This is a genomic window from Myroides sp. JBRI-B21084, from assembly GCF_030545015.1.
Lineage (GTDB): Bacteria > Bacteroidota > Bacteroidia > Flavobacteriales > Flavobacteriaceae > Flavobacterium.
This window is the reverse complement of sequence record NZ_CP120653.1, coordinates 2,253,412-2,275,339: the sequence shown is the minus strand read 5'-3', so window position 1 is coordinate 2,275,339 and position 21,928 is coordinate 2,253,412. Positions and strand designations below refer to the sequence as shown.

Genomic DNA, 21,928 nt, shown 5'->3' with positions numbered 1-21,928 from the left:
TTCGGCACTTCGACAAGCTCAGTGACCGAAGCTCAGTGACCTCAGACTCAATGTGACAAACGAAACATAACATAATCAATTCATCAATTAACCAAATCATCAATTCAACAATTCAACAAATCATCAAATAAACGATTAACCCTTTCAACAAATTACACCTTCCCTTCCCATTCATTAAAAAACTGATCTAAAAAACCCAGCATATACGCATGGCGTTTTTCGGCTAAGTGTTTAGCAGTTTGGGTATTCATTAAATCTTTTAAAAGTAGTAGTTTTTCGTAAAAATGATTAATAGTTGTGCCATTATGCGCTTTATACTCTTGCTTAGTCATGTTTAATTTTGGTGGAATATCGGGGTTGTGCATGGGGGTGTTTTTAAAGCCGCCGTAATTAAATGTACGGGCAATACCAATAGCGCCAATGGCATCTAATCTATCGGCATCTTGCACAATATCCAATTCTATAGAATGAAAATTACGATTAAAATTACCGCCTTTAAACGATATGTTTTCAATAATTTTTACCACATGATTTTTAACCTCATCGTTTATATCAATAGAGGTCATAAAATCCATTGCTTTTTTAGGCCCAATAGATTCGTCGCCATTAAAAAATTTACTATCGGCAATATCATGTAACAAAGCCGCTAAAACCACAACTTGTTCATTAGCTTTTTCGGTTTTTAAAATGTGTAAAGCGTTTTTGTAAACGCGTTGAATATGAAACCAGTCGTGCCCAGCTTCGGCCCCTTCTAATTCGGCTTTTACAAATTGTATGGTTTGTTGAATGTAATTCATTTTATAATATTAACTAGTATTGAAATTTATTTAACGTTCAAAGAAACAAAGGTTGAGAATAAAAAATTAAAAAAGCCGATATTACTATCGGCTTGTTGATTTATTTAATAATTGCAGGTGTAACCCATTTAAAAACATGTGATTCATCGGCAATTTTCATACGATCGGCTAATTTAGCCATACGATCGGGTAATTTCATCAAATAATCGCGTGCTTTTTCTGCTTCGTCGGTTAAATTATTTATTTTATCGATTTCCCAACGCTTAATTAATTTGTTTAAGATATCTACATAATCCATAGAGGTGTACACGCCAATGCGCTGAGCCGATTCTGAAAAATGGTGAAAAGCATCGCCTATTGCCCCACCCGATTCGCGAATTAAGTTTGCAGGCATTGTAATTTTTTTCTTCATCATGTAATGAAAAGCATTCATCATTTCCGAAGGATCTACTTGAAAAATACGTTCCACAAATTCAGAATAAGCATGGTGATGGCGCATTTCATCGCCAGCAATTAATTTACAAATTTTAGAAAGCTTATGGTCGCCAAATTTTTTAGCCATTTGTGCCACGCGGTTGTGCGATACGTAAGTTGCTAGTTCTTGAAAACTGGTAAATACAAAGTTTTTATACGGATCGCGGTCGGTACCTGGATCAAACCCATCGTTAATTAAATGGTGTGTTGTAATTTCAACTTCGCGCATGTTCACGCGGCCCGATAAATATAAATATTTATTTAATAAATCACCGTGACGGTTTTCTTCGCCTGTCCAGTGGCGTATCCATTTAGCCCATCCGTTTCCATCTCCGTTTTCACCGCCGCGTTGGTCAACTCCGTCCACATCTAACAACCACGACTCGTAAGTTGGTAAAGCTTCTTCGGTAATGGTATCGCCTACTAAAACCACCCAAAAATCGTAAGGTAATTCTTTAGCGTATGCTTGTAATTCTTTAACTTCTTCAAGAAAATTTTCGTTTTGTGAATCGGGTAACATATCTGAAGGTTGCCAGATTTTTTCTACAGGAATTAAATAATTCTGTACAAAAGAATCGATGTTCTTTTCTAAGAACTGCATTACTTCTAACCGAACATTTTGAATTGACATTTGTTTACTATTTTATACAACTATTGTTGCGTTATTTTATATCAGAAATTATGGTTTCTGTTGTTTTATTAAACAGCGTTTCAAAATCACAATCGGATACTTTAATAGCATCGTGTACTTGTAATTTTATAGCGCTTGCTAAGCCCATTGGAAACATGCCAAAGCGGAACATTTTCCATGAATTGTTTATGGTTAAAGGCACTACATAGGCATCGGGTGCAAATTTACAAAGCATTTTCACGCCGTTTTCTGAAAAACGTTTAGGTTTTCCGTTTTTAGAACGTGTTCCTTCTGGAAAAATCACAGCGGCACGCTTGTACTTTTGTATGTATTGTCCTAAGCCCTTTATTGCGGGAAGTGCTTGCTTTGGATCGTTTCGGTCAATTAAAACCGATCCACCGTGTTTTAAATTAAACGAAACACTTGGTATGCCTTTTCCTAATTCTTTTTTACTTACAAATTTAGGATGTGTTGCTCTTAAAAACCAAATGATTGATACAATATCAAACATTGACTGATGATTTGCAACATAAATAATTGGTTGGTTTAAGGGTAGCTTTTCACGCCCTTGCACGTTAAATGTTGTTCCTAATATATTTGCACTGCGCATTAAACACCATTGCAACAAATCAACACTTGTTTTATGTGCCTGATAACCAAATAATTTTAAGCACACCCATTGTATAGGGTGAAACAACAACAAACTAAAACTTAATAATAAATAATATATGATACTTAACGGATAAGAAATAATTTTGTGCACTTTATACAATTTATGTTCAAATATACAACAAAAAAAAAATCTACCGAAATTCAGTAGATTTTTGTGTATATAAAACTAATAATTAACAATGTTCGTTATAAGCTTCTTTTAAATTTTCTGCAATAATTTCAGCAGGATTTCCTTCAATATGGTGGCGTTCTAACATATGCACTAATTCGCCGTTTTTAAACAATGCCATTGATGGTGATGATGGTGGAAAAGGAAACATTTTTTCACGCGCTGCGTCAACTGCTTCTTTATGAACACCTGCAAAAACAGTAACAATGTTTGCAGGTTTTTTAGTGTTGCTTAAACTCATAACTGCTCCCGGACGTGCGTTACGTGCTGCACAACCACAAACCGAATTTACTACTACTAATGTAGTACCTTCTTGTGCCAATGCGTTTGTTACTTCGTTTGCTGTATATAATGCTTCAAAACCTGCCGAAGTTAATTCTTCTTGCATTGGTTTTACTATTTCTTCTGGATACATAATTTTGTATTTTAAAATTTTTCACAAATTTAATGAATTTAAACTATATATAAATAGGAAGAAAACTTAAAGAAATGTTATTTGTTTTATAAAGAACAAATTCTGATTTAATACATTTGTTTAAAACATAGAACATGATTTTACCAGCATACTTACAGAAAGGCGATACGGTTGGCATACTTTGTACCGCCAGAAGTTTTTCACGCGATGCGGCTGCAAACGCAGTTGCTCTTTTAGAAGAATGGGGGTTGCAAGTTGAATTTGGCGCAACTATAGATGTTAACGTAAACCAATTAGGCGGCACCGATTTGCTGCGTACCAACGATTTACAACAAATGTTAAACAACCCCAATATTAAAGCCATTTGGGTGGCGCGCGGTGGTTATGGTACGGTTAGAATTATTGATGCTATTGATTTTACTGCTTTTTTAAAAAATCCAAAATGGATTATTGGCTTTAGTGATATTACCGTTTTACATAGCCATATTCACAATTTAGGAGTAACTACCATACATGCCATTATGCCCTTTTCGGTACCAAATGCGTTAGAAACTGCTAAAGAAACTTTAAAAAACGCCCTTTTTAACACTCCTTACCAATTTACAATCCCAACTAACGCAAGTAATAAAATGGGGACTGCTAAAGGCGAATTGGTTGGTGGTAACTTATCTATTATTTACAGTTTATTGGGTTCAAAATCGACAATAAACACAAAAGGTAAAATTTTATTTTTAGAAGATTTAGACGAATATTTGTATCATATAGATAGAATGTTTTACAACTTAAAACGCAATGGTTATTTTGATGATTTAAATGGATTGATTATTGGTGGAATGACCGATATGCACGACAACCAAATACCTTTTGGCTATGACGTGAAACAAATTATATTAGCACTGTGTAAAGAATACCACTTTCCTATTTGTTTTGATTTTCCGGCTGGTCATATCCCTGATAATCGCGCATTAAAATTAGGTACTAACGTAACTTTAGATATCAATGCAACCACCACAACTTTAACCTATGATTAATGGCACAACACAACGACATTGGTAAAGCAGGTGAAAACTTAGCTAAAACGTATTTGGTTAAAAATGGATATACCATTTTAGAAACAAATTACCGTTACAAAAAAGCCGAAATTGATATTATTGCCACCAAAGAAAATATATTGGCAATTATTGAAGTAAAAACAAGAACATCAACTGCATTTGGCGAACCTGAAAGCTTTGTAAACAATAAGAAAATAAAGCTTATTTTAGAAGCTACAAACGCTTTTATTGAAAGTAAAAATTTAGATTACGAAGTTAGTTTAGATATTATATCGATACTTATTGGCGCAGAAACCGAAATTAACCATATAACAAACGCCTATTACTTTTTTTAAAATTTTTGTTAATATAAGCGCTGTTTAAAGGATAAAAGAAAACATTTTTGTACTTTTAAATAAAAAAGTATGAATTCTTTTAGAACAGAAACAGACTTATTGGGCGATTTACAAGTACCTAAAAAAGCCTATTACGGCGTACAAACGCAACGCGCCATTAACAACTTTAAAATATCAAACTACAAATTAAACCACTACCCTGTTTTTATAAAATCGTTAGCATTAGTAAAATTAGCTGCTGTTGAAACCAATTTTCAATTAGGATTAATTAACAGTACGTTGAAAGATGCCATTTCATTTGCTTGCAATACACTTTTAAATGAACAACATTTAACCGAGTTTCCTATTGATATGATTCAGGGCGGCGCAGGAACATCGGTAAACATGAATGCAAATGAAGTTATTGCCAACATTGCTTTAGAACACATGGGACATGAAAAAGGCACTTATCAATTTTGTTCGCCTAACGATCATGTAAACCTTTCGCAATCAACAAACGATGCCTACCCCACTGCTTTAAAACTAGCTTTATTTCAATCATCTAAACAAATTACTGATTCGCTTGAAAAACTTTTTTTTAGTTTAGATCGCAAAGCAAAAGAATTTGAAAACGTTATAAAAATGGGGCGCACCCAATTGCAAGATGCTGTGCCTATGACCTTAGGACAAGAATTTGAAGCTTTTGCCATTACTCTTAAAAAAGAAATTCCATTTATTCAAAGTCAAGCCTATCAATTTTTAGAAATAAACATGGGGGCAACTGCCATTGGCACAGGTTTAAACGCACCAAAAGGATACGCACAATTATGTGCCGAAAAATTAGCCACTTTTCTTAACGAACCCGTTAAAATGGCCGAAAACTTGGTTGAAGCTACATCAGACACCAGTAGTTTTATAGCTTATGCAGGAGCTTTAAAAAAATTAGCCATTAAACTTTCTAAAGTTTGTAACGATTTGCGCTTGCTGGCATCGGGGCCCCGTACAGGATTGTTCGAAATTAACTTACCCGCTAAACAACCTGGCTCGTCTATAATGCCTGGAAAAGTAAATCCAGTAATACCCGAAGTAGTAAATCAGGTGTGTTTTAAAGTTATTGGCAACGAAACAACCGTATGCTTAGCAGCCGAAGCAGGTCAATTACAATTAAACGTAATGGAACCTATTATTGCATTAACGCTATTTGAATCGATTGAAATTTTAACCAATGCCATTGAAACATTGCGTGTAGAATGTATTGAAGGAATTACAGCCAACACCGAACATTTAAAAGCCGAAGTGCAAAACAGCATAGGTATTGTAACTGCTTTAAACCCAATAATTGGTTATAAAAACAGTACTAAAATTGCCAAACAAGCGTTAGAAGAAAACCGCAGTGTGTACGATTTAATTTTAGAACAAAACATACTTACCAAAGAAGAATTAGATCGCTATTTAGATCCTAAAAATATGTTGAATTCACATTAATAAACAAAAAAACCAGAATTTTTACATTCTGGTTTTTTTGTTTAGAAAGAATATCCAACTTTTAAATTTAACGCTGTATTTTTATCTATATAAGCTGTTTTAAAAGCAAAATCATAATCTACTTCTAGTAAAAATTTGTTATATAGTTTAACACCAACTCCTGAATTAAACCCTCCGCTGTATCTTTCTAAAACAATAAGATTTAAACGCCATGAATCTACTGGTGACTCGATTTTTCCTTTTATAGGATTGTTTATTGCAAAACCAAACTTAGCAAAAGGCTGTACCTTTTTGGTAGACATAAAATACTTTTTAACACCTAATGTAACAAATATTGATTGATAATCTACCTTATGATTCCAGTTGTATCTTTCATACGGTTCAACAAAATTCTCTTTAAAAGAATGTAACTTAGCACTCACATAAAATCCTACAGGGTTTTTAACATTGCGATTATACAAACATTCAATTTCAGGCATTATTGTTAACCCTTGATGTGTTTTTGCAGGTAAATCGGATAAAAAAGAAATATCCATGGTATGCATTGAATAACCTGCGTATAAATTAAAAATTACTTGTCCTTTCTTTTCTCTTTTAAATGAAATTCCGTTTGCTTCTTTAAAATAATCTTCTAGGTCATCAGCTCTGTATTTTAAATAAGTGTATCGATCAAAACTAGTATATTTTTCATTTTTAACTTCTCTCCACAGCTGCTTTTTAAATTCGCTATTTTCAATAATGGTAGTTCTTTGCGTTACATATTTTTTATATAACAATGGAACTAAATCACCATTCAAATTTTGATATAAAAAAGTAGAAACACCATTTTTTTTGTAACGATACAACTTAAAATCACCATCTACGAGTAGTTCTACAAAATCATATGCATTTACTAAATTAAACTCTCTTTCTGAATTTAAATTTTGAATTTCAAAACGTATTGTAGGGTCGAATTTAAATTGTTTTTTTTCAAGAAGTAAAACTCCGTATTTAAGTTCTTTAACAGTGTTGGTTTGAATTTTAGTTTCACCGTTTTCATTTTTAAAGTAAAACTCAGAAGGAAAAACATTTGGGTTAATTTCTGAAATTTCACCTATAAATTTAGTACCAGAATTATCAATATAAAATCCTGATTCAAATTTTGACTGTGCAAATACGCTTACACAAGCAAACATGTTTAAAATAATAAAGAAATTTTTCATAAATATGTATTTGTATTAATCTTCTTGGTTTAACGCGTTCCAACCGCGCGCTTTTAATGGTAGCTTAGTGTTTTCGCGTGTTATTAAATGCATTCCTTCTTGTTGGGCAGTCATGTGACCAATTACGGTAAAGTTCGGATTTCCTTTAATTTTATCAAAATCGGTCATTGCAATAGTAAAAAGCAACTCATAATCTTCGCCGCAGTTAATAGCAATGGTTGTACTATCTAAATTAAATTCTTCACAAACATTAATAAATTGTGGATCTAAAGGTAGCTTTTCTTCGTACAAATTACAACCTACGTTTGATGCTTTACAGATATGCATAATTTCTGAAGAAATGCCATCGGACACATCAATCATGGCTGTTGGTTGCACGTTTAATTTTGCCAACAAATCTTTCACATCGGTACGCGCTTCAGGTTTTAACTGGCGTTCAACTATGTAGGAGTAATTTTCTAAATCGGGCTGATTATTTGGATTCACCAAAAACACTTGCTTTTCGCGCTCTAATACCTGCAAGCCCATATAAGCCGATCCTATATCGCCGGTAACTACCAACAAATCGTTTTCATTTGCACCCGAACGGTACGCAATTTCGGATTTGTTTGCTTCGCCTAAAGCAGTAACACTAATAAGTAAACCTGTTGTACTTGATGTGGTATCGCCACCAATTAAATCAACTTTATAAAATTGGCAAGCCAAGCGAATACCCTCGTACAATTCTTCGATTGCTTCTAACGGAAAACGATTAGAAACAGCAATAGAAACCGTGATTTGAGTTGGAGTGGCATTCATAGCACATACGTCTGATATATTTACTACTACTGCTTTATAACCTAAATGTTTCAATGGCATGTAACTTAAATCAAAATGCACGCCTTCTACCAAAAAATCAGTAGTTACAAGCGTTTTTTTCGATTTAAAATCTAACACAGCGGCATCGTCGCCAATTGCTTTTATGGTTGATTGCTGTTGAATTGTAAAGTTTTGGGTAATATGATTAATTAAACCAAATTCTCCTAACTGAGCTAACGCGGTTTTGTTTTGATCTTTGTTTTCTAACATATTTCTAAAATAAGTAAAGACGGGGTTTAATCCGTCTTCAAAATTTATTGTTTAACAGAATCTACCGTTTGTTTAGTAGAATCTTGCATCATTTCAGCTTCCTTTTTCATCATTTCGGCCTCTTCTTCTTTTTGTTGTTTGTAGGCTTGTAAATAATTAGCAAAGTGTTTTTCAAAAGGTGCAATACGGCTTGTTAATGCGTTAGCGGTTTTGGTATCCTTATGCATTTTGCAATTATCAATTATGCGATAAGCGGTTTCAAAAGCAAAAATAATATCCGAAGCAAATTCTCTTTGCTCATTTAAGCGCATCGCCTTATAAAATTTTAAACTTTCTTCTGCTTTTGTAAACAATTTTGTAGCTATTGCAGCTGCCTTTTGTTTTTCGCCAAGCAAATAATACAATTCTGCAAATGGTTCTACTGTAAAATAACTTCCGTTTGCATCGTTAGGAATGTATTGTTCAATTGGGAAATTTTTCATAGCCAAATCAACTATAGTTTTGGCTTTATCCATTTTACCTTCTTCAATTAATTGTTCAGCTAAACGCGTTAAATTAATTCTAAAATTCATTGCGTTTTTGCGTGTTTCAGGATCGTGATAAATTGCGGTACTTCCAAAATTACCCCAATACCATTTGGTAACGGTATTGTACATTTTATCGGTATCAATTGATCCTATATACAACGGATGATCAGTATACATACGTTTTGCCTTTACAGGCACTAATTGATATACCAAACCGTTTAATTGCAGGTAATCTTTCATCCACAAGAAGTCTTCATCAGTTATTGATCCTCCAGTAAAATAAACCGGTCTGTCCCAATTGTTGTTTGCAATAATATCATACATAATAATACGCATACGGTATAATGCGTTAGAATTGATATCAATTGGTATTTCAGTTACAATATCGTTTGCAAATTTTTGCGATACAATACCGTTTTTCAACACTTTTTCTTTGTTAACTGGCAAGCTTAACTTATTGGTTGGGATACGAGTAATGAATTTACCACTTTCGGTTTCCATTTTGCCTCTTTCATCATCCGATGCAATGAATTTTAAAACAGTATTTACATCAAAACGTTCATCAACAGTAGGAGTGATTGCCGCATAATATAAGTTTTCACCTGCGTATTGTTTGTGTTTAAAACGAATTTTTAATGGATCGGAATTGTATGAACGCACTTTCATTTGATCAATATACCATTCTGCTTGTAATAAAGTGGTACATACCACGCGCACATCGGTACGGTAACCTTCAACTTCTTGCAAATACCAAAGTGGGAAGGTATCGTTATCGCCAATTGTAAAAATAATGGCATTTGGTTCTAACGAATCTAAATATGCTCGACCTAAAGCCAAAGCAGTATATTTTTCAGAACGGTCGTGGTCGTCCCAATTTTCCTTTGCCATTAATACCGGTGATGCTAAAAAGGTAACTCCTAAAACCAAAGGTAAGGCTACTTTTGCATTTACTTTGCTCGATAAAAATTCATATATCGCATAAACACCATAACCAACCCAAATAGCAAAAACCATGAATGAGCCTACAACTGCATAGTCGCGTTCACGAGGTTCAAAAGGGCGTTCATTCAAGAATATTTTTAAAGCAAAACTTGTAAATAAAAACAACGCTAACAGCACATAAAACGTTTTAGGGTCTTTACGGTAATGAAAAATAAACCCTAATAAACCTAAAATAAAAGGCAACATATAATATACGTTTCTACCTTTGTTTTGAAGCATATCAGAAGTTAAGTTTTCTTGTGAACCTAAACGAATTTCGTCTAAAAACTTGATGCCCGAAATCCAGTTACCGTTCATACGGTCGTTATTCCCTTGAATATCGTTTTGGCGTCCGGCAAAATTCCACATTAAATAACGTGTGTACATGTAACCAAACTGATAATTAAACATAAAACCTATATTATCGGTAAAACTTGGTTTTTCTACCGTAATATATTCACCCATTTGTTTTAAATAATAATCGTATTCGCGCATGCTGATGCGGTTTGATTGTGCTTGTGCATTTAATTGCGAAGCCATTTCAACCAATTCAGGCTCTGATGCGTATTCGGGTTTTAATGTAAAGGTCACTGGTTTTGTAAACGCCATGTAGTTTACAGCCATATCGGGTTCCCAAAGGCGCGGTAAAAAACCTTTAAAACGACTTGCATAATTAGGATCGGTATCTTTATTATCGCTTACTACAATGTATTTTCCAGTAGCTTCGTCACGTTCGTAATTTATTTTACCGTCTTTATAAGGTTTATTTTCATCTAAATCGGCACCATATTTTATGGTAAAATAAGTATCATAAAACAACGAACGTTCTCCATATTGCTTACGATTGTAATAGTCTAAAAGTTCAGCAGCATCTGATGGTTTGTTTTCGTTGATTGGAATTTGAGTATTAGAACGAATTGGCAACATTAACCAACAAGAAAATCCTATAAAGATAAACAATACCGAAAGTATGACTGTATTAGCAAAATGTTTTTGTTTTTCGCGAGTGATTTTCAACCCAAAAACAAATAAAGAAACAACAACAGCAAAAGCAATAATAGTACCCGAATTAAACGGTAAACCAATTGAATTCACAAAGAATATTTCCGATTTTCCGAAGAAAATCATAGTATATGGAAGTAAAAATCCAAAAACAACCAACAAAACCGCAACTACAACTATATTCGCAATAATAAAGTTTTTAATGGTAACTTTTGGATATTTTTTAAAGAAATACAAATAACCGATTGAAGGAATTGCTAACAATGCCATAAAATGTACACCGAACGACATACCTACTACTAAAGCAATTAATAACAACCATTTATTACCACGTGGTTCATCATAAGCATCAATCCAACGTAAACCTAACCACAATAATAACGATAGCATAAATGTAGCCATTGCATACACTTCGGTTTCTACAGCACTAAACCAAAACGTATCAGAAAAAGTAAAGGTTAGCGCACCTATTAAACAGCTACCTAAAACTGCAATTACAGTATTATTTGTAAGCTTTTCGGTACCAATTGAAACTACTTTAAGCAAAATATTAGTAGCAGACCAAAACATAAACAATACGGCAAATGCACTAGACAGCGCCGAAACCCAGTTAACCATTGCTGCAATTTTATCTGGCGAAGTTGCAAACATTGCGGCAACAGCACCTAACATTTGAAATAAAGGTGCACCTGGTGGGTGACCAACTTCAAGCTTAGCAGAAGTTGCAATGTATTCCCCTGCATCCCAAAAACTAACGGTAGGTTCTAATGTTAAAGTATAAACTGTAAGTGCAATTAAAAATGCAACCCATCCTGTTATGGCATTCCACTTTTTAAAATTGATAGTCAACATAATAGCTTTATTTTGTACTTTTTTAGTAAGAACTACAAAGAAAACGTTTTTTTTTTATTGATAGACTTTTTTATTTTTTTTTTAAAAAAATTCTACGTTTTTGTTGCACTTTTCTTTTTTTGTACTACATTTGCACTCGCAATAATTAACCAAACAAGGTTTTACAATTGCAAGTTTTATTGGTCTATGGTGTAATGGTAACACAGCTGATTTTGGTTCAGTCGTTCTAGGTTCGAGTCCTAGTAGACCAACTAATAAAACTTTTTAAATAAAAATACCATTGGTCTATGGTGTAATGGTAACACAGCTGATTTTGGTTCAGTCGTTCTAGGTTCGAGTCCTAGTAGACCAACAAAAACATCCCAACTAAGGGATGTTTTTTTTGTTTTATAAGCAAATCTTAACTTTAATTTACATAAAATCACATCAAATAATTAAAAGTTTTCGGCTAAATTTGCCAGCGTATGAAAGCGTTTAAGTTTTTTAACATAATAACCCTTTTTCTTTTTGCGTTGTTTTTATTTACGCCTACTATATCGTTTGCTTTAAATTACGATACAGACACATCTACGTCAATAATTAATGAAGAAGAATGCAACAGCAAAACAAAAACCAAAACAAACAATAACGTAAACGAAGAAGAAGAAAAAGATTTTCATTACCATTTTGTTTTTAACTACAAAAGCATTCACAAAAACACTCAAAATTTTAATCTGCATTATTGCACTTTAGACCAACGTTTTAAAAACGCATTGGCTTTTAAAATACCCTTACCACCACCCGAACATAAACTATAATTACAAACTACTTATGCATTTTACTACAAATGCAAGAATTTACATGTTTAAAAATTATAGAATTTATGAAAAAAAATATAAAGACAGAGTTGTCTGAAAATTTTGCGCCCGGATTGGTTGTATTTTTGGTTGCGTTACCCTTATGTTTAGGAATTGCATTAGCTTCAGGCGCACCACCCTTATCAGGAATTATTGGTGGAATTATTGGTGGAATTGTAATTGGATCTATTAGCAATTCAAACATATCAGTTTCTGGTCCTGCAGCTGGTTTATCGGCTATTGTACTTACTGCAATTACCGATTTAAATGCATTTGACCTATTTTTATGCGCTGGTTTTATTGCAGGAATTTTACAATTAATTTTAGGTTTTATTCGCGCAGGCAGCATATCTAATTACTTTCCAAACAATGTAATAGAAGGTATGTTAGCAGGTATTGGAATTATTATTGTTTTAAAACAAATTCCGCATGCTTTAGGTTTTGATAAAGATTACGAAGGTAATTTAACGCTATTTAAAAACGGTTTTAACCCCGCATATTTCACCGAATTGTTTAATGCTATTCACCCAGGCGCAATTGTTGTAACCTTGGTATCACTTACTATTTTATTAACTTGGGATAAAGTAGATTTCTTAAAAAGAATTAAAATGCTACCTGGTGCTTTAGTTGCAGTGGTAGTTGGTATATTACTAAATCAACTTTTTATAATTACCAATAGTAACTTAGCTATTACTGCCGAACATTTGGTAACACTACCTGTACCACAAAGCTTTGCCGAATTTAAAAACCTTGTTACATTACCAAATTTCAATGGCTTTTTAAATCCGAAGGTTTGGATTGTTGGAGCCACTATTGCTGTAGTAGCTTCAATTGAAACTTTATTATGTATAGAAGCATCAGACCGATTAGACAAAAAACGCCGCATTACCGATACCAATTTAGAACTTAAAGCACAAGGCATTGGCAACTTAGTTAGCTCATTAATAGGCGGTTTACCTATGACATCGGTTGTTGTTCGCAGTTCTGCAAACGCGAACGCAGGCGCAACATCAAAAACTTCGGCAATTATACATGGCGTACTGCTTTTAGTTTGTGTATTAACTATTCCGTTTATTTTAAACTTAATTCCGTTAGCTACTTTAGCAGCCGTTTTACTTTTAGTAGGATATAAACTAGCAAAACCTGCAACTTTTAAACATTTTTGGCACAATAGCAAGTATCAATTCATCCCATTTGTAGCAACTGTTTTAGCCGTAGTTTTTACCGATTTATTAAAAGGAGTTGGTATAGGTTTGGCTATTTCGGTAATTTACATTTTACAAGGTAATATGAAACGTGCCTATTATTTAAACCGTGAAAAACTAAATGATGCAGACGAAATAACCATAAAACTAGCTGAAGAAGTTTCGTTTTTAAACAAGGCTGCCATAAAAAAAACCTTAAAAAACATTCAATCAAATTCAAAATTAATTATTGATGCACGAGCAACATCGTATATCACTACCGATGTTTTAGAAATGATTCAGGATTTTGCCAATGTACGCGCAAAAGAAGAAAACATACAAGTTGAATTAATTGGTTTTAAAACTACCTACCGTGATTACGAAATAGATCAAGAGTCACATATCGTAATTAACCACCGCAGAGCAATGTAAAGTAATCTAATCTTAATAAATAAAAAATGAAAGCACATACTTCAGAAACACAAGCAACAATATCACCCGAAAAAGCACTAGAAATTTTAAAAGAAGGCAACTTTCGTTTTGTAAAAAATCTAAAAGCTAACCGCGATTTATTAGCACAAGTAAACGATACCCGCGCAGGACAATGGCCTTTTGCTGTAATTTTAAGCTGTATTGATAGCCGTACATCGGCCGAATTGATTTTTGACCAAGGCTTGGGCGATATTTTTAGCATACGTATTGCCGGAAACTTTGTTAACCAAGATATTTTAGGTTCTATGGAATTTGGCTGTAACGTTGCTGGCTCTAAACTGGTTGTTGTACTTGGACACACCAAATGTGGTGCTTTAAAAGGCGGTTTAGACGCGCAAGCCATTGAAAGTTTAGGAATGGACAACTTAAACCACTTAGTTGGTCATTTTGACCCTATTATTAAAAACATTATTAAAGAAGGCGAAGAGCGTTCTTCAAACAACACCGATCTTTTAGAACGACTAAACCACCACAATGTATTAAACACCATAGAAAACATTCGCAAAGAAAGTTCTACATTAAGAAAATTAGAACAAGAAGGCAAAATAAAAATAGTTGGAGCTAACTACGATGTTGAAACTGGATTAGTTGCATTTTTATAAAACAGTCCATAATTTACTATAAAAACCAGTGATTTTTTTCACTGGTTTTTTTATTTATGTATATTAGCTTAAAACAAAAAATATCATGTGTAACGATTTAAGTACAAGTTTTAACAGAATTATTCAGGGCAATAAAGAATGGGTCGATTTTGTAAAGAACGATTCATCGGGTCGATTTCAACAATTAGCAAAAGGGCAACATCCCGAAATTTTATGGATAGGCTGCGCTGATAGCCGCGTACCTGCTAACGAAATTACAGGTACCAAACCTGGCGAAGTTTTTGTTCACAGAAACATTGCTAACGTATGTGTACATTCAGATATGAACATGCTTTCGGTATTAGATTATGCCGTTAATGTGTTAAAAGTAAAACATATTATTGTAGCAGGTCATTACGGTTGTGGTGGTGTAGCAGCATCTTTAAGTAGTTCGCAATTTGGAATCATAGACAACTGGCTGCAACACATTAAAGACGTTTACCGCATAAACGCTAACGAAATTGATGCAATTGAAGATCAACAACTTAAAACCGACCGTTTGGTTGAATTAAACGTTCAAGAACAAGTTTCAAACTTATGCCGTACTTCAATTGTACAAAACGCTTGGAAAAACGGTCAAGAATTAGCAGTACACGGTATGGTAATTAATATTGGTACAGGTGAATTAATAGACCAAAACTGTACCTTTACAAACAACAATACTTTAGGAAACGTATTTGCGTACAAATAAAAAAATCGGTTTTACAAACCGATTTTTTTATACATTTATTTACCTATTTGCATTAATTTGGTAACATATTTACCAATTACATCAAACTCTAAATTTACTTTTGTACCTAAATTATAAGTTTTAAAAAGCGTATTTTCTAAAGTATAAGGAATAATTGCCACACTAAACGTATTAACACCCGAATTTACAACTGTTAAACTGGTACCATCAACCGTGATTGATCCTTTATCAATAGTAACATGTTTCGCTTTATCACTGTACATAAAACTAAAATAAGTACTACCCCCTACCTCTTCAATTTTTATAATCTCGGCAGTTTCATCAACATGTCCTTGTACAATATGTCCGTCTAAACGCGCATTCATAGGCATTCCACGTTCTAAATTCACCACATCACCTTCGTTCCAAAAGCCAATAGTAGTAACATCAATGGTTTCTTTTATAGCAGTTACTTTATAAATATCGCCATCAATTGCAACTACCGTTAAACAAACGCCATTATGCGCCACACTTTGGTCAATTTTTAATTCATGTGTAAAAACACTTTGAATATATAGGTTAACATTTGTTTTATCGTGTGTTATTTTTTTGATAACTCCAAGAGTTTCAACAATACCAGTAAACATAAGTAGAATAATTTTACTAAATTTGTAACAAAATTAGCAATAATTAGCGCAACGCATGATTAAAAAAGACGAAAATATTATATTAGGTATTTCTATTGGCGATATGAACGGTGTTGGCCCTGAAGTTATTTTAAAAACTTTTGAAGACCAACGCATGATGGAATTTTGCACACCAGTTGTTTTTGGAAATGCCAAATTATTATCTTTTATTAAAAAGATAATTAACTGCAACACAAATATTCACGGAATTGATTCGTTAGACCAAATTCAAAAAGGAAAGTTTAACGTATTAAACATTTGGAAAGAAGGTGTAAATTTAGACTTTGGCACACTAAACGATACAGTTGGGCAATACGCTATAAAATCGTTCATGGCAGCAACCCAAGCCTTAAAAAATAACGAAATTGATGCTTTAGTAACTGCACCAATTAACAAATACAACATACAGTCTGATGAATTTAAATTCCCAGGCCACACCGATTATTTAAACCAAGAATTAGAAGGCAACGCTTTAATGTTTATGGTAAGCGATGATATTAAAATAGGTTTATTAACAGATCATGTGCCTTTACAAAACGTATCGCAACATTTAACACCTGAATTAATTAAACAAAAAATTCGCACCATAAACCAATCGTTAATACAAGATTTTAATGTAATAAAACCGCGTATTGCATTATTAGGTTTAAATCCGCACAGTGGCGATAACGGCATTATTGGTACCGAAGAACAAACATTTATCAACAACACCGTTAAAGAATTGTTCGACGAAAATATTATTGTTTACGGACCCTACTCTGCCGATGCTTTTTTTGGATCAGAACAACACACAAATTTTAATGCAGTAGTTGCTTGTTACCACGACCAAGGATTAATACCTTTTAAAACATTAACTTTTGGCACAGGTGTAAACTACACTGCAGGTTTAAACAAAATACGTACATCGCCAGATCACGGCACCGCTTATGACATTGCAGGCAAAGGCATTGCCGATTTTACATCGTTTAAAAACGCAGTGTACACCGCTTTAGATATTTACAAAAATAAAAACGAGTATTTGCAAAGCACAGCTAACCCTTTAAAGGTTTCAAATGTTTAATAACAAAAAAAACAATTTAACTGTTTGTAATTAAATTATTTTTATATCTTTGCACGCTCAAATAGATGGTTATGATAAGTGAAAAAGATTTTTTAATTCAGTTTTCTGGGTTAAAACTAGGAACACATCAATTTGAATATACTATTGAAAACGATTTTTTCAATCTATTCAATTACAGTGAATTTAACAGCACTAACATACAGGTAACTGTAAACTTGTTAAAAAAACAAACCATGTTAGAGCTTGATTTTTCACACAAAGGCACCGTAAATGTACCGTGCGATGTTACCAACGAAGATTTTGATTTACCTATAGAAGGCACATTGAAACTTTTAGTAAAATTTGGAAACGAATTTAATAATGAGAACGACGAGTTATTAATTTTACCTTTTGGCGAATTCCAATTTAGTGTAGCACAATACATTTATGAAATGATTGCTCTATCGGTTCCGTACAAACGCGTACACCCCGACATTGCAGCAGACTATGAAGAAGAATTTGAAGACGATTTAGATTTTTTAGACAGCGATGATCTAGAAATGATAAACGAAGATGATTTTTTAGAAGAAGAAACAAACGAAACCGAAGAAAATTCGGACAATAATAAAGAAATTGACCCACGCTGGGATAAATTAAAACAACTATTAACGGATAAATAATATTGTAAGATGGCACATCCTAAAAGAAAAACCTCGAAAACAAGAAGAGATAAAAGAAGAACACACTACAAAGCTGTAGCACCAACAATTGGTACTTGCGCAGTTACTGGTGAAGCACACTTAATGCACAGAGCTTACTGGCATGAAGGAAAATTATATTACAGAGGTCAAGTTTTAGTAGACAAAACAGAAGCTGTAGCTTAATTTATAAAAAATTAAAAGCTCTCGCAATGCGAGAGCTTTTTAGTTTAACATCATTACAAATTACACCCAAAACAGCATTTTTTGACTAAAAACAATGCTATTTGCTATTTTTTTTGTAATTTTCACCACTTTTTCAACTTTTTTGAACATTAAGTTAGTCCCTTATGACAAAGATTACAGCAGCCATAACAGCGGTTGGTAAATATGTACCAGAGTACGTGTTATCTAATGAAGTATTAGAAACAATGGTTGATACAAACGACGAGTGGATCACTTCGCGTACGGGTATCAAAGAACGCCGAATCTTAAAAGACAAAGATAAAGGCACCTCATTTATGGCAATTAAAGCAGCAGAAAACTTAATTGCAAAAACCGGATTAGATCCAAAAGAAATAGATTTGGTACTAATGGCAACTACAACTGCAGACATGCCCGTTGCTTCAACAGGTGTTTTTGTAGCTACACAAATAGGTGCTACAAACGCTTTTTCGTATGATTTACAAGCTGCTTGTTCAAGCTTTTTGTACGGTTTATCAACAGCAACTGCCTATGTAGAATCTGGTAGATACAAAAAAGTACTTTTAATTGGTGCCGATAAAATGTCATCTATTATAGATTACACAGATCGCGCTACTTGTATTATTTTTGGCGATGGCGCTGGTGCCGTTTTAATTGAACCTAACACTGATGGCTATGGATTTCAAGACGAAATTTTAAGAAGTGATGGCATTGGTCGCGAATTTTTAAAAATTGAAGCAGGCGGATCGATCCTTCCTCCGTCTGAAGAAACCGTTAAAAATAAACAACATTTTGTGCACCAAGACGGTAAAACTGTATTTAAATATGCCGTTTCGGGTATGGCCGATGTTAGCGAGCAAATTATGCAACGTAACAACCTAACCCACGACGACGTAAACTGGTTGGTACCACACCAAGCAAACAAACGCATTATTGACGCAACCGCAAACCGTATGGGCTTAAACGAAGATAAAGTTTTAGTAAATATACACAAATACGGCAACACAACATCGGCAACATTGCCTTTGCTTTTAGCCGATTTTGAAAACCAATTAAAAAAAGGCGACAATTTAATTTTGGCTTCTTTTGGTGGTGGTTTTACATGGGGCGCTATTTACCTAAAATGGGCTTACACAAACAATAATTAATATATAACGAACAACAAATTTTAGAATTATATGGATATCAAGGAAATTCAAAATCTAATCAAATTTGTAGCAAAATCAGGCGCTACTGAAGTGAAATTAGAAATGGACGATTTTAAAATCACCATTAAAACAACTACTGAAAACGCTACTATAGAAAACGGAAGCTATATTCAACACATTCCTGTTTCTATGCCACAAATGCAAACTGCCGCACCAGTTGCTACAGAAGCACCTGCAGTTGCTGCTGCACCTGCTGCTGAAGTAAATGACGACGATAAATACATTACCGTAAAATCACCAATTATTGGTACCTTCTACCGCAAACCATCGCCAGATAAAGCTCCGTTTGTTGAAGTAGGCGCAACTGTAAAAGCGGGTGATGTATTATGTGTGATTGAAGCAATGAAGTTATTTAACGAGATTGAATCAGAAATATCAGGAAAAATTGTAAAAGTTTTAGTTGACGACTCATCTCCGGTAGAGTTTGACCAACCATTATTTTTAGTTGATCCGTCATAATTAACAACGGTTAAAACACATTGTTTCATAAAAACTAAAAACAAATGTTTAAAAAAATATTAATTGCTAACCGTGGCGAAATTGCTTTGCGCGTTATTAGAACCTGCAAAGAAATGGGTATTAAAACCGTAGCGGTTTATTCTACTGCGGATGCAGATAGTTTACACGTACGTTTTGCAGATGAAGCGGTATGTATTGGCCCTGCACCTAGTGCGCAATCGTACCTTAAAATGTCGAACATTATTGCTGCTGCCGAAATTACAAATGCAGATGCAATTCACCCTGGATATGGTTTCTTGTCTGAAAACGCAAAATTTTCAGACCTTTGCCAAAAACACGGTATCAAGTTTATTGGTGCATCTCCAGAAATGATTGATAAAATGGGCGACAAAGCCACAGCTAAAGAAACAATGAAAGCTGCTGGTGTGCCAACTGTACCAGGTTCAGACGGTTTATTAGAATCGTTAGAACACGCCATGAAAGTAGCTAAAGAAATTGGCTACCCAGTTATGATGAAAGCTACAGCTGGTGGTGGTGGTAAAGGTATGCGCGAAATTTTTAAAGAAGACGAGCTTGAAAAAGCTTGGGAAAGTGCACGCCAAGAGGCTGCTGCTGCCTTTGGAAACGACGGTATGTATATGGAAAAACTTATTGTTGACCCACGCCATATCGAAATTCAAGTAGTAGGTGATTCATATGGTAAAGCATGCCATTTATCAGAGCGTGATTGTTCGATTCAACGTCGTCACCAAAAATTAACAGAAGAAACTCCATCGCCTTTCATGACCGATGAATTGCGTTTAAAAATGGGTGAAGCTGCTGTTAAGGCTGCCGAATATATTAAATACGAAGGTGCTGGAACTATTGAATTTTTAGTTGATAAAGACCGCAACTTCTATTTTATGGAAATGAACACCCGTATACAAGTAGAACATCCTATTACAGAACAAGTAATTGATTACGATTTAATTCGTGAACAAATTTTAGTAGCTGCAGGTGTGCCTATTTCGGGTAAAGATTATTTACCACAATTACATTCAATTGAGTGCCGTATTAACGCCGAAGATCCTTTTAACGATTTTCGTCCATCGCCAGGTAAAATAACCACATTACACGCTCCAGGCGGACACGGTGTGCGTTTAGATACGCACGTATATTCTGGTTATACCATTCCACCTAACTATGATTCTATGATTGCTAAATTAATTACTACTGCACAAACACGTGAAGAAGCAATTAGCAAAATGAAACGTGCGTTAGACGAGTTTGTGATTGAAGGTATTAAAACCACTATTCCTTTCCACCGCCAGTTAATGGATAATCCTGATTATATTGCAGGTAACTATACCACAGCGTTTATGGAATCATTTAAAATTCAGAAACCTGTTGAAAATTAATACTAGAAAAGCCGAGTGTATGCTCGGCTTTTTTATTGCTTTTATGCATTTGCTTCCCTTTTTGTGATAAAAAAACAACCTCAATACATTTACAAAGAGGCTGTTTGGTTTTTATAATCACGGATTACACTCGAGGCGTTAGCCGATGGAACGAATTTAAATCCGCACAATCGGAGAAAAAAATATAGGAAAAGATAGTGAGTAAAAATTAAACGAATTCTTTAAATAAAATGACATTTATAATAATAAGTATAATAATGATAATATTAGGATTATTCGGTATATTAAAAACTAAATTTCCTAAACCAAATGGAGCACCTGGATTTGCAGCAGAAATAAGATTGTTTTTTGCTAATTATATACTTTTAATTTTAGGGATTATTTTTCTTTTTTTCGAAATTAGAAAAAAAGTTGGGTAGTGTATAAAATAGTGGTAGTGAACCCTCACGCTCAATGTCATTAAGTTAAGCACAAATCACAGGGTATCTTTCATTTTTTTTTGGGGATTTTGGAATTTTGTCTGTTACAATATTTGTCTTTGTAACGTTCAAATTTTCTGTGCGGTCTTATGGGAACGAGATGTTTACTAAAAAGTTCTATTAGTTCCCCCGATGGCGCGGATTTGTAATCCATGACTTTATCTATCTCATAAAAACTACTTCTGCTTCAAGATCATTATCTAAACCTGTATAGTTACATACCGAATTAAACGAAGTTAAATCCTCACGAACAGGATATCGTTGAAATATATGAAAAGACATGCATAAAACATA

At 33.9% G+C, this 21,928-nt stretch carries 22 protein-coding genes and 2 tRNA genes; 16 read left to right on the top strand and 8 right to left on the bottom strand.

Translation table 11 applies throughout. The features are described 5' to 3' along the window. Positions 1–152: 152 nt before the first annotated feature. The 4 genes from P3875_RS10960 to P3875_RS10945 form a co-directional block, all read right to left on the bottom strand. Positions 153–797 (bottom strand): HD domain-containing protein, encoded by a 645-nt coding sequence (locus P3875_RS10960; protein WP_303444002.1) that lies wholly within the window; start codon positions 795–797, stop codon positions 153–155. Positions 798–897: 100 nt separating this feature from the next. After that, positions 898–1,902 (bottom strand): acyl-ACP desaturase, encoded by a 1,005-nt coding sequence (locus P3875_RS10955; protein WP_303444001.1) that lies wholly within the window; start codon positions 1,900–1,902, stop codon positions 898–900. A gap of 31 nt (positions 1,903–1,933) precedes the next feature. After that, positions 1,934–2,665 (bottom strand): lysophospholipid acyltransferase family protein, encoded by a 732-nt coding sequence (locus P3875_RS10950; RefSeq protein ID WP_303444000.1) that lies wholly within the window; start codon positions 2,663–2,665, stop codon positions 1,934–1,936. A gap of 82 nt (positions 2,666–2,747) precedes the next feature. Next, positions 2,748–3,158 (bottom strand): BrxA/BrxB family bacilliredoxin, encoded by a 411-nt coding sequence (locus P3875_RS10945; protein ID WP_303443999.1) that lies wholly within the window; start codon positions 3,156–3,158, stop codon positions 2,748–2,750. A 134-nt stretch (positions 3,159–3,292) separates the two neighbouring features. Between P3875_RS10945 and P3875_RS10940 the strand changes: the two genes are divergently transcribed. The 3 genes from P3875_RS10940 to aspA all read left to right on the top strand — a co-directional run bounded on the left by P3875_RS10940 (position 3,293) and on the right by aspA (position 6,009). Then, on the top strand, positions 3,293–4,189 hold the full coding sequence (locus P3875_RS10940) for a S66 peptidase family protein (RefSeq protein ID WP_303443998.1): 897 nt from the start codon (positions 3,293–3,295) through the stop codon (positions 4,187–4,189). Continuing rightward, on the top strand, positions 4,189–4,545 hold the full coding sequence (locus tag P3875_RS10935) for a YraN family protein (protein ID WP_303443997.1): 357 nt from the start codon (positions 4,189–4,191) through the stop codon (positions 4,543–4,545). Before P3875_RS10940 ends, P3875_RS10935 begins: the two co-directional genes overlap by 1 nt. A gap of 69 nt (positions 4,546–4,614) precedes the next feature. After that, on the top strand, positions 4,615–6,009 hold the full coding sequence (gene aspA / locus P3875_RS10930; protein WP_303443996.1) for an aspartate ammonia-lyase: 1,395 nt from the start codon (positions 4,615–4,617) through the stop codon (positions 6,007–6,009). Between the two features lie 41 nt (positions 6,010–6,050). On the opposite strand, the gene P3875_RS10925 is transcribed toward aspA, so the two are convergent. From P3875_RS10925 to P3875_RS10915, 3 genes are read right to left on the bottom strand one after another with little or no spacing between them, the layout of a single operon-like run. Further along, positions 6,051–7,211 (bottom strand): hypothetical protein, encoded by a 1,161-nt coding sequence (locus P3875_RS10925; protein ID WP_303443995.1) that lies wholly within the window; start codon positions 7,209–7,211, stop codon positions 6,051–6,053. A 15-nt stretch (positions 7,212–7,226) separates the two neighbouring features. After that, positions 7,227–8,279: a thiamine-phosphate kinase gene (gene thiL / locus P3875_RS10920; RefSeq protein WP_303443994.1), complete on the bottom strand. Its 1,053-nt coding sequence runs from the start codon at positions 8,277–8,279 to the stop codon at positions 7,227–7,229. A 44-nt stretch (positions 8,280–8,323) separates the two neighbouring features. Then, positions 8,324–11,641 carry a glycosyltransferase family 117 protein gene (locus P3875_RS10915; RefSeq protein ID WP_303443993.1) on the bottom strand — a complete coding sequence of 1,106 codons (3,318 nt, stop codon included), beginning with the start codon at positions 11,639–11,641 and terminating at the stop codon, positions 8,324–8,326. Between the two features lie 180 nt (positions 11,642–11,821). On the opposite strand from P3875_RS10915, the gene P3875_RS10910 reads away from it, so the two are divergent. The 6 genes from P3875_RS10910 to P3875_RS10885 all read left to right on the top strand — a co-directional run bounded on the left by P3875_RS10910 (position 11,822) and on the right by P3875_RS10885 (position 15,485). After that, a tRNA-Gln gene (locus P3875_RS10910) sits at positions 11,822–11,892 on the top strand. Between the two features lie 30 nt (positions 11,893–11,922). After that, positions 11,923–11,993: transfer RNA gene (locus tag P3875_RS10905), tRNA-Gln, on the top strand. A 112-nt stretch (positions 11,994–12,105) separates the two neighbouring features. Continuing rightward, the gene (locus P3875_RS10900; RefSeq protein WP_303443992.1) at positions 12,106–12,438 is read left to right on the top strand and encodes a hypothetical protein; all 333 of its coding nucleotides are present in this window, start codon (positions 12,106–12,108) and stop codon (positions 12,436–12,438) included. 65 nt (positions 12,439–12,503) lie between these two features. Further along, positions 12,504–14,093 (top strand): SulP family inorganic anion transporter, encoded by a 1,590-nt coding sequence (locus P3875_RS10895; protein ID WP_303443991.1) that lies wholly within the window; start codon positions 12,504–12,506, stop codon positions 14,091–14,093. 26 nt (positions 14,094–14,119) lie between these two features. Next, positions 14,120–14,755 (top strand): carbonic anhydrase family protein, encoded by a 636-nt coding sequence (locus P3875_RS10890; protein WP_303443990.1) that lies wholly within the window; start codon positions 14,120–14,122, stop codon positions 14,753–14,755. 85 nt (positions 14,756–14,840) lie between these two features. Continuing rightward, positions 14,841–15,485, top strand: coding sequence for a carbonic anhydrase (locus P3875_RS10885; RefSeq protein ID WP_303443989.1), 645 nt, complete (start codon positions 14,841–14,843; stop codon positions 15,483–15,485). Positions 15,486–15,520: 35 nt separating this feature from the next. Here P3875_RS10885 and P3875_RS10880 read toward each other — a convergent pair whose 3' ends face one another. Further along, positions 15,521–16,111, bottom strand: coding sequence for a riboflavin synthase (locus P3875_RS10880; RefSeq protein ID WP_303443988.1), 591 nt, complete (start codon positions 16,109–16,111; stop codon positions 15,521–15,523). A 55-nt stretch (positions 16,112–16,166) separates the two neighbouring features. Here P3875_RS10880 and pdxA point away from each other — a divergent pair, with 55 nt between their 5' ends. From pdxA to P3875_RS10845, 7 genes are all read left to right on the top strand, one after another. After that, entirely contained in the window at positions 16,167–17,210 is a 1,044-nt protein-coding gene (gene pdxA / locus P3875_RS10875; RefSeq protein ID WP_303443987.1) for a 4-hydroxythreonine-4-phosphate dehydrogenase PdxA, read from the top strand. Between the two features lie 71 nt (positions 17,211–17,281). Beyond that, complete coding sequence (locus P3875_RS10870; protein WP_303443986.1) at positions 17,282–17,869, top strand: YceD family protein; 588 nt, start codon at positions 17,282–17,284, stop codon at positions 17,867–17,869. Between the two features lie 9 nt (positions 17,870–17,878). Beyond that, positions 17,879–18,073: a 50S ribosomal protein L32 gene (gene rpmF, locus P3875_RS10865; protein WP_091522482.1), complete on the top strand. Its 195-nt coding sequence runs from the start codon at positions 17,879–17,881 to the stop codon at positions 18,071–18,073. 164 nt (positions 18,074–18,237) lie between these two features. Then, entirely contained in the window at positions 18,238–19,239 is a 1,002-nt protein-coding gene (locus P3875_RS10860) for a beta-ketoacyl-ACP synthase III (RefSeq protein WP_303443985.1), read from the top strand. 30 nt (positions 19,240–19,269) lie between these two features. After that, on the top strand, positions 19,270–19,758 hold the full coding sequence (gene accB, locus P3875_RS10855) for an acetyl-CoA carboxylase biotin carboxyl carrier protein (RefSeq protein WP_303443984.1): 489 nt from the start codon (positions 19,270–19,272) through the stop codon (positions 19,756–19,758). 44 nt (positions 19,759–19,802) lie between these two features. Next, positions 19,803–21,155, top strand: coding sequence for an acetyl-CoA carboxylase biotin carboxylase subunit (accC, locus tag P3875_RS10850; protein ID WP_303443983.1), 1,353 nt, complete (start codon positions 19,803–19,805; stop codon positions 21,153–21,155). A gap of 230 nt (positions 21,156–21,385) precedes the next feature. After that, a complete protein-coding gene (locus tag P3875_RS10845) occupies positions 21,386–21,574 on the top strand; it encodes a hypothetical protein (RefSeq protein WP_303443982.1) in 189 nt (62 codons plus the stop codon). The last annotated feature ends 354 nt before the right edge of the window (positions 21,575–21,928 follow it).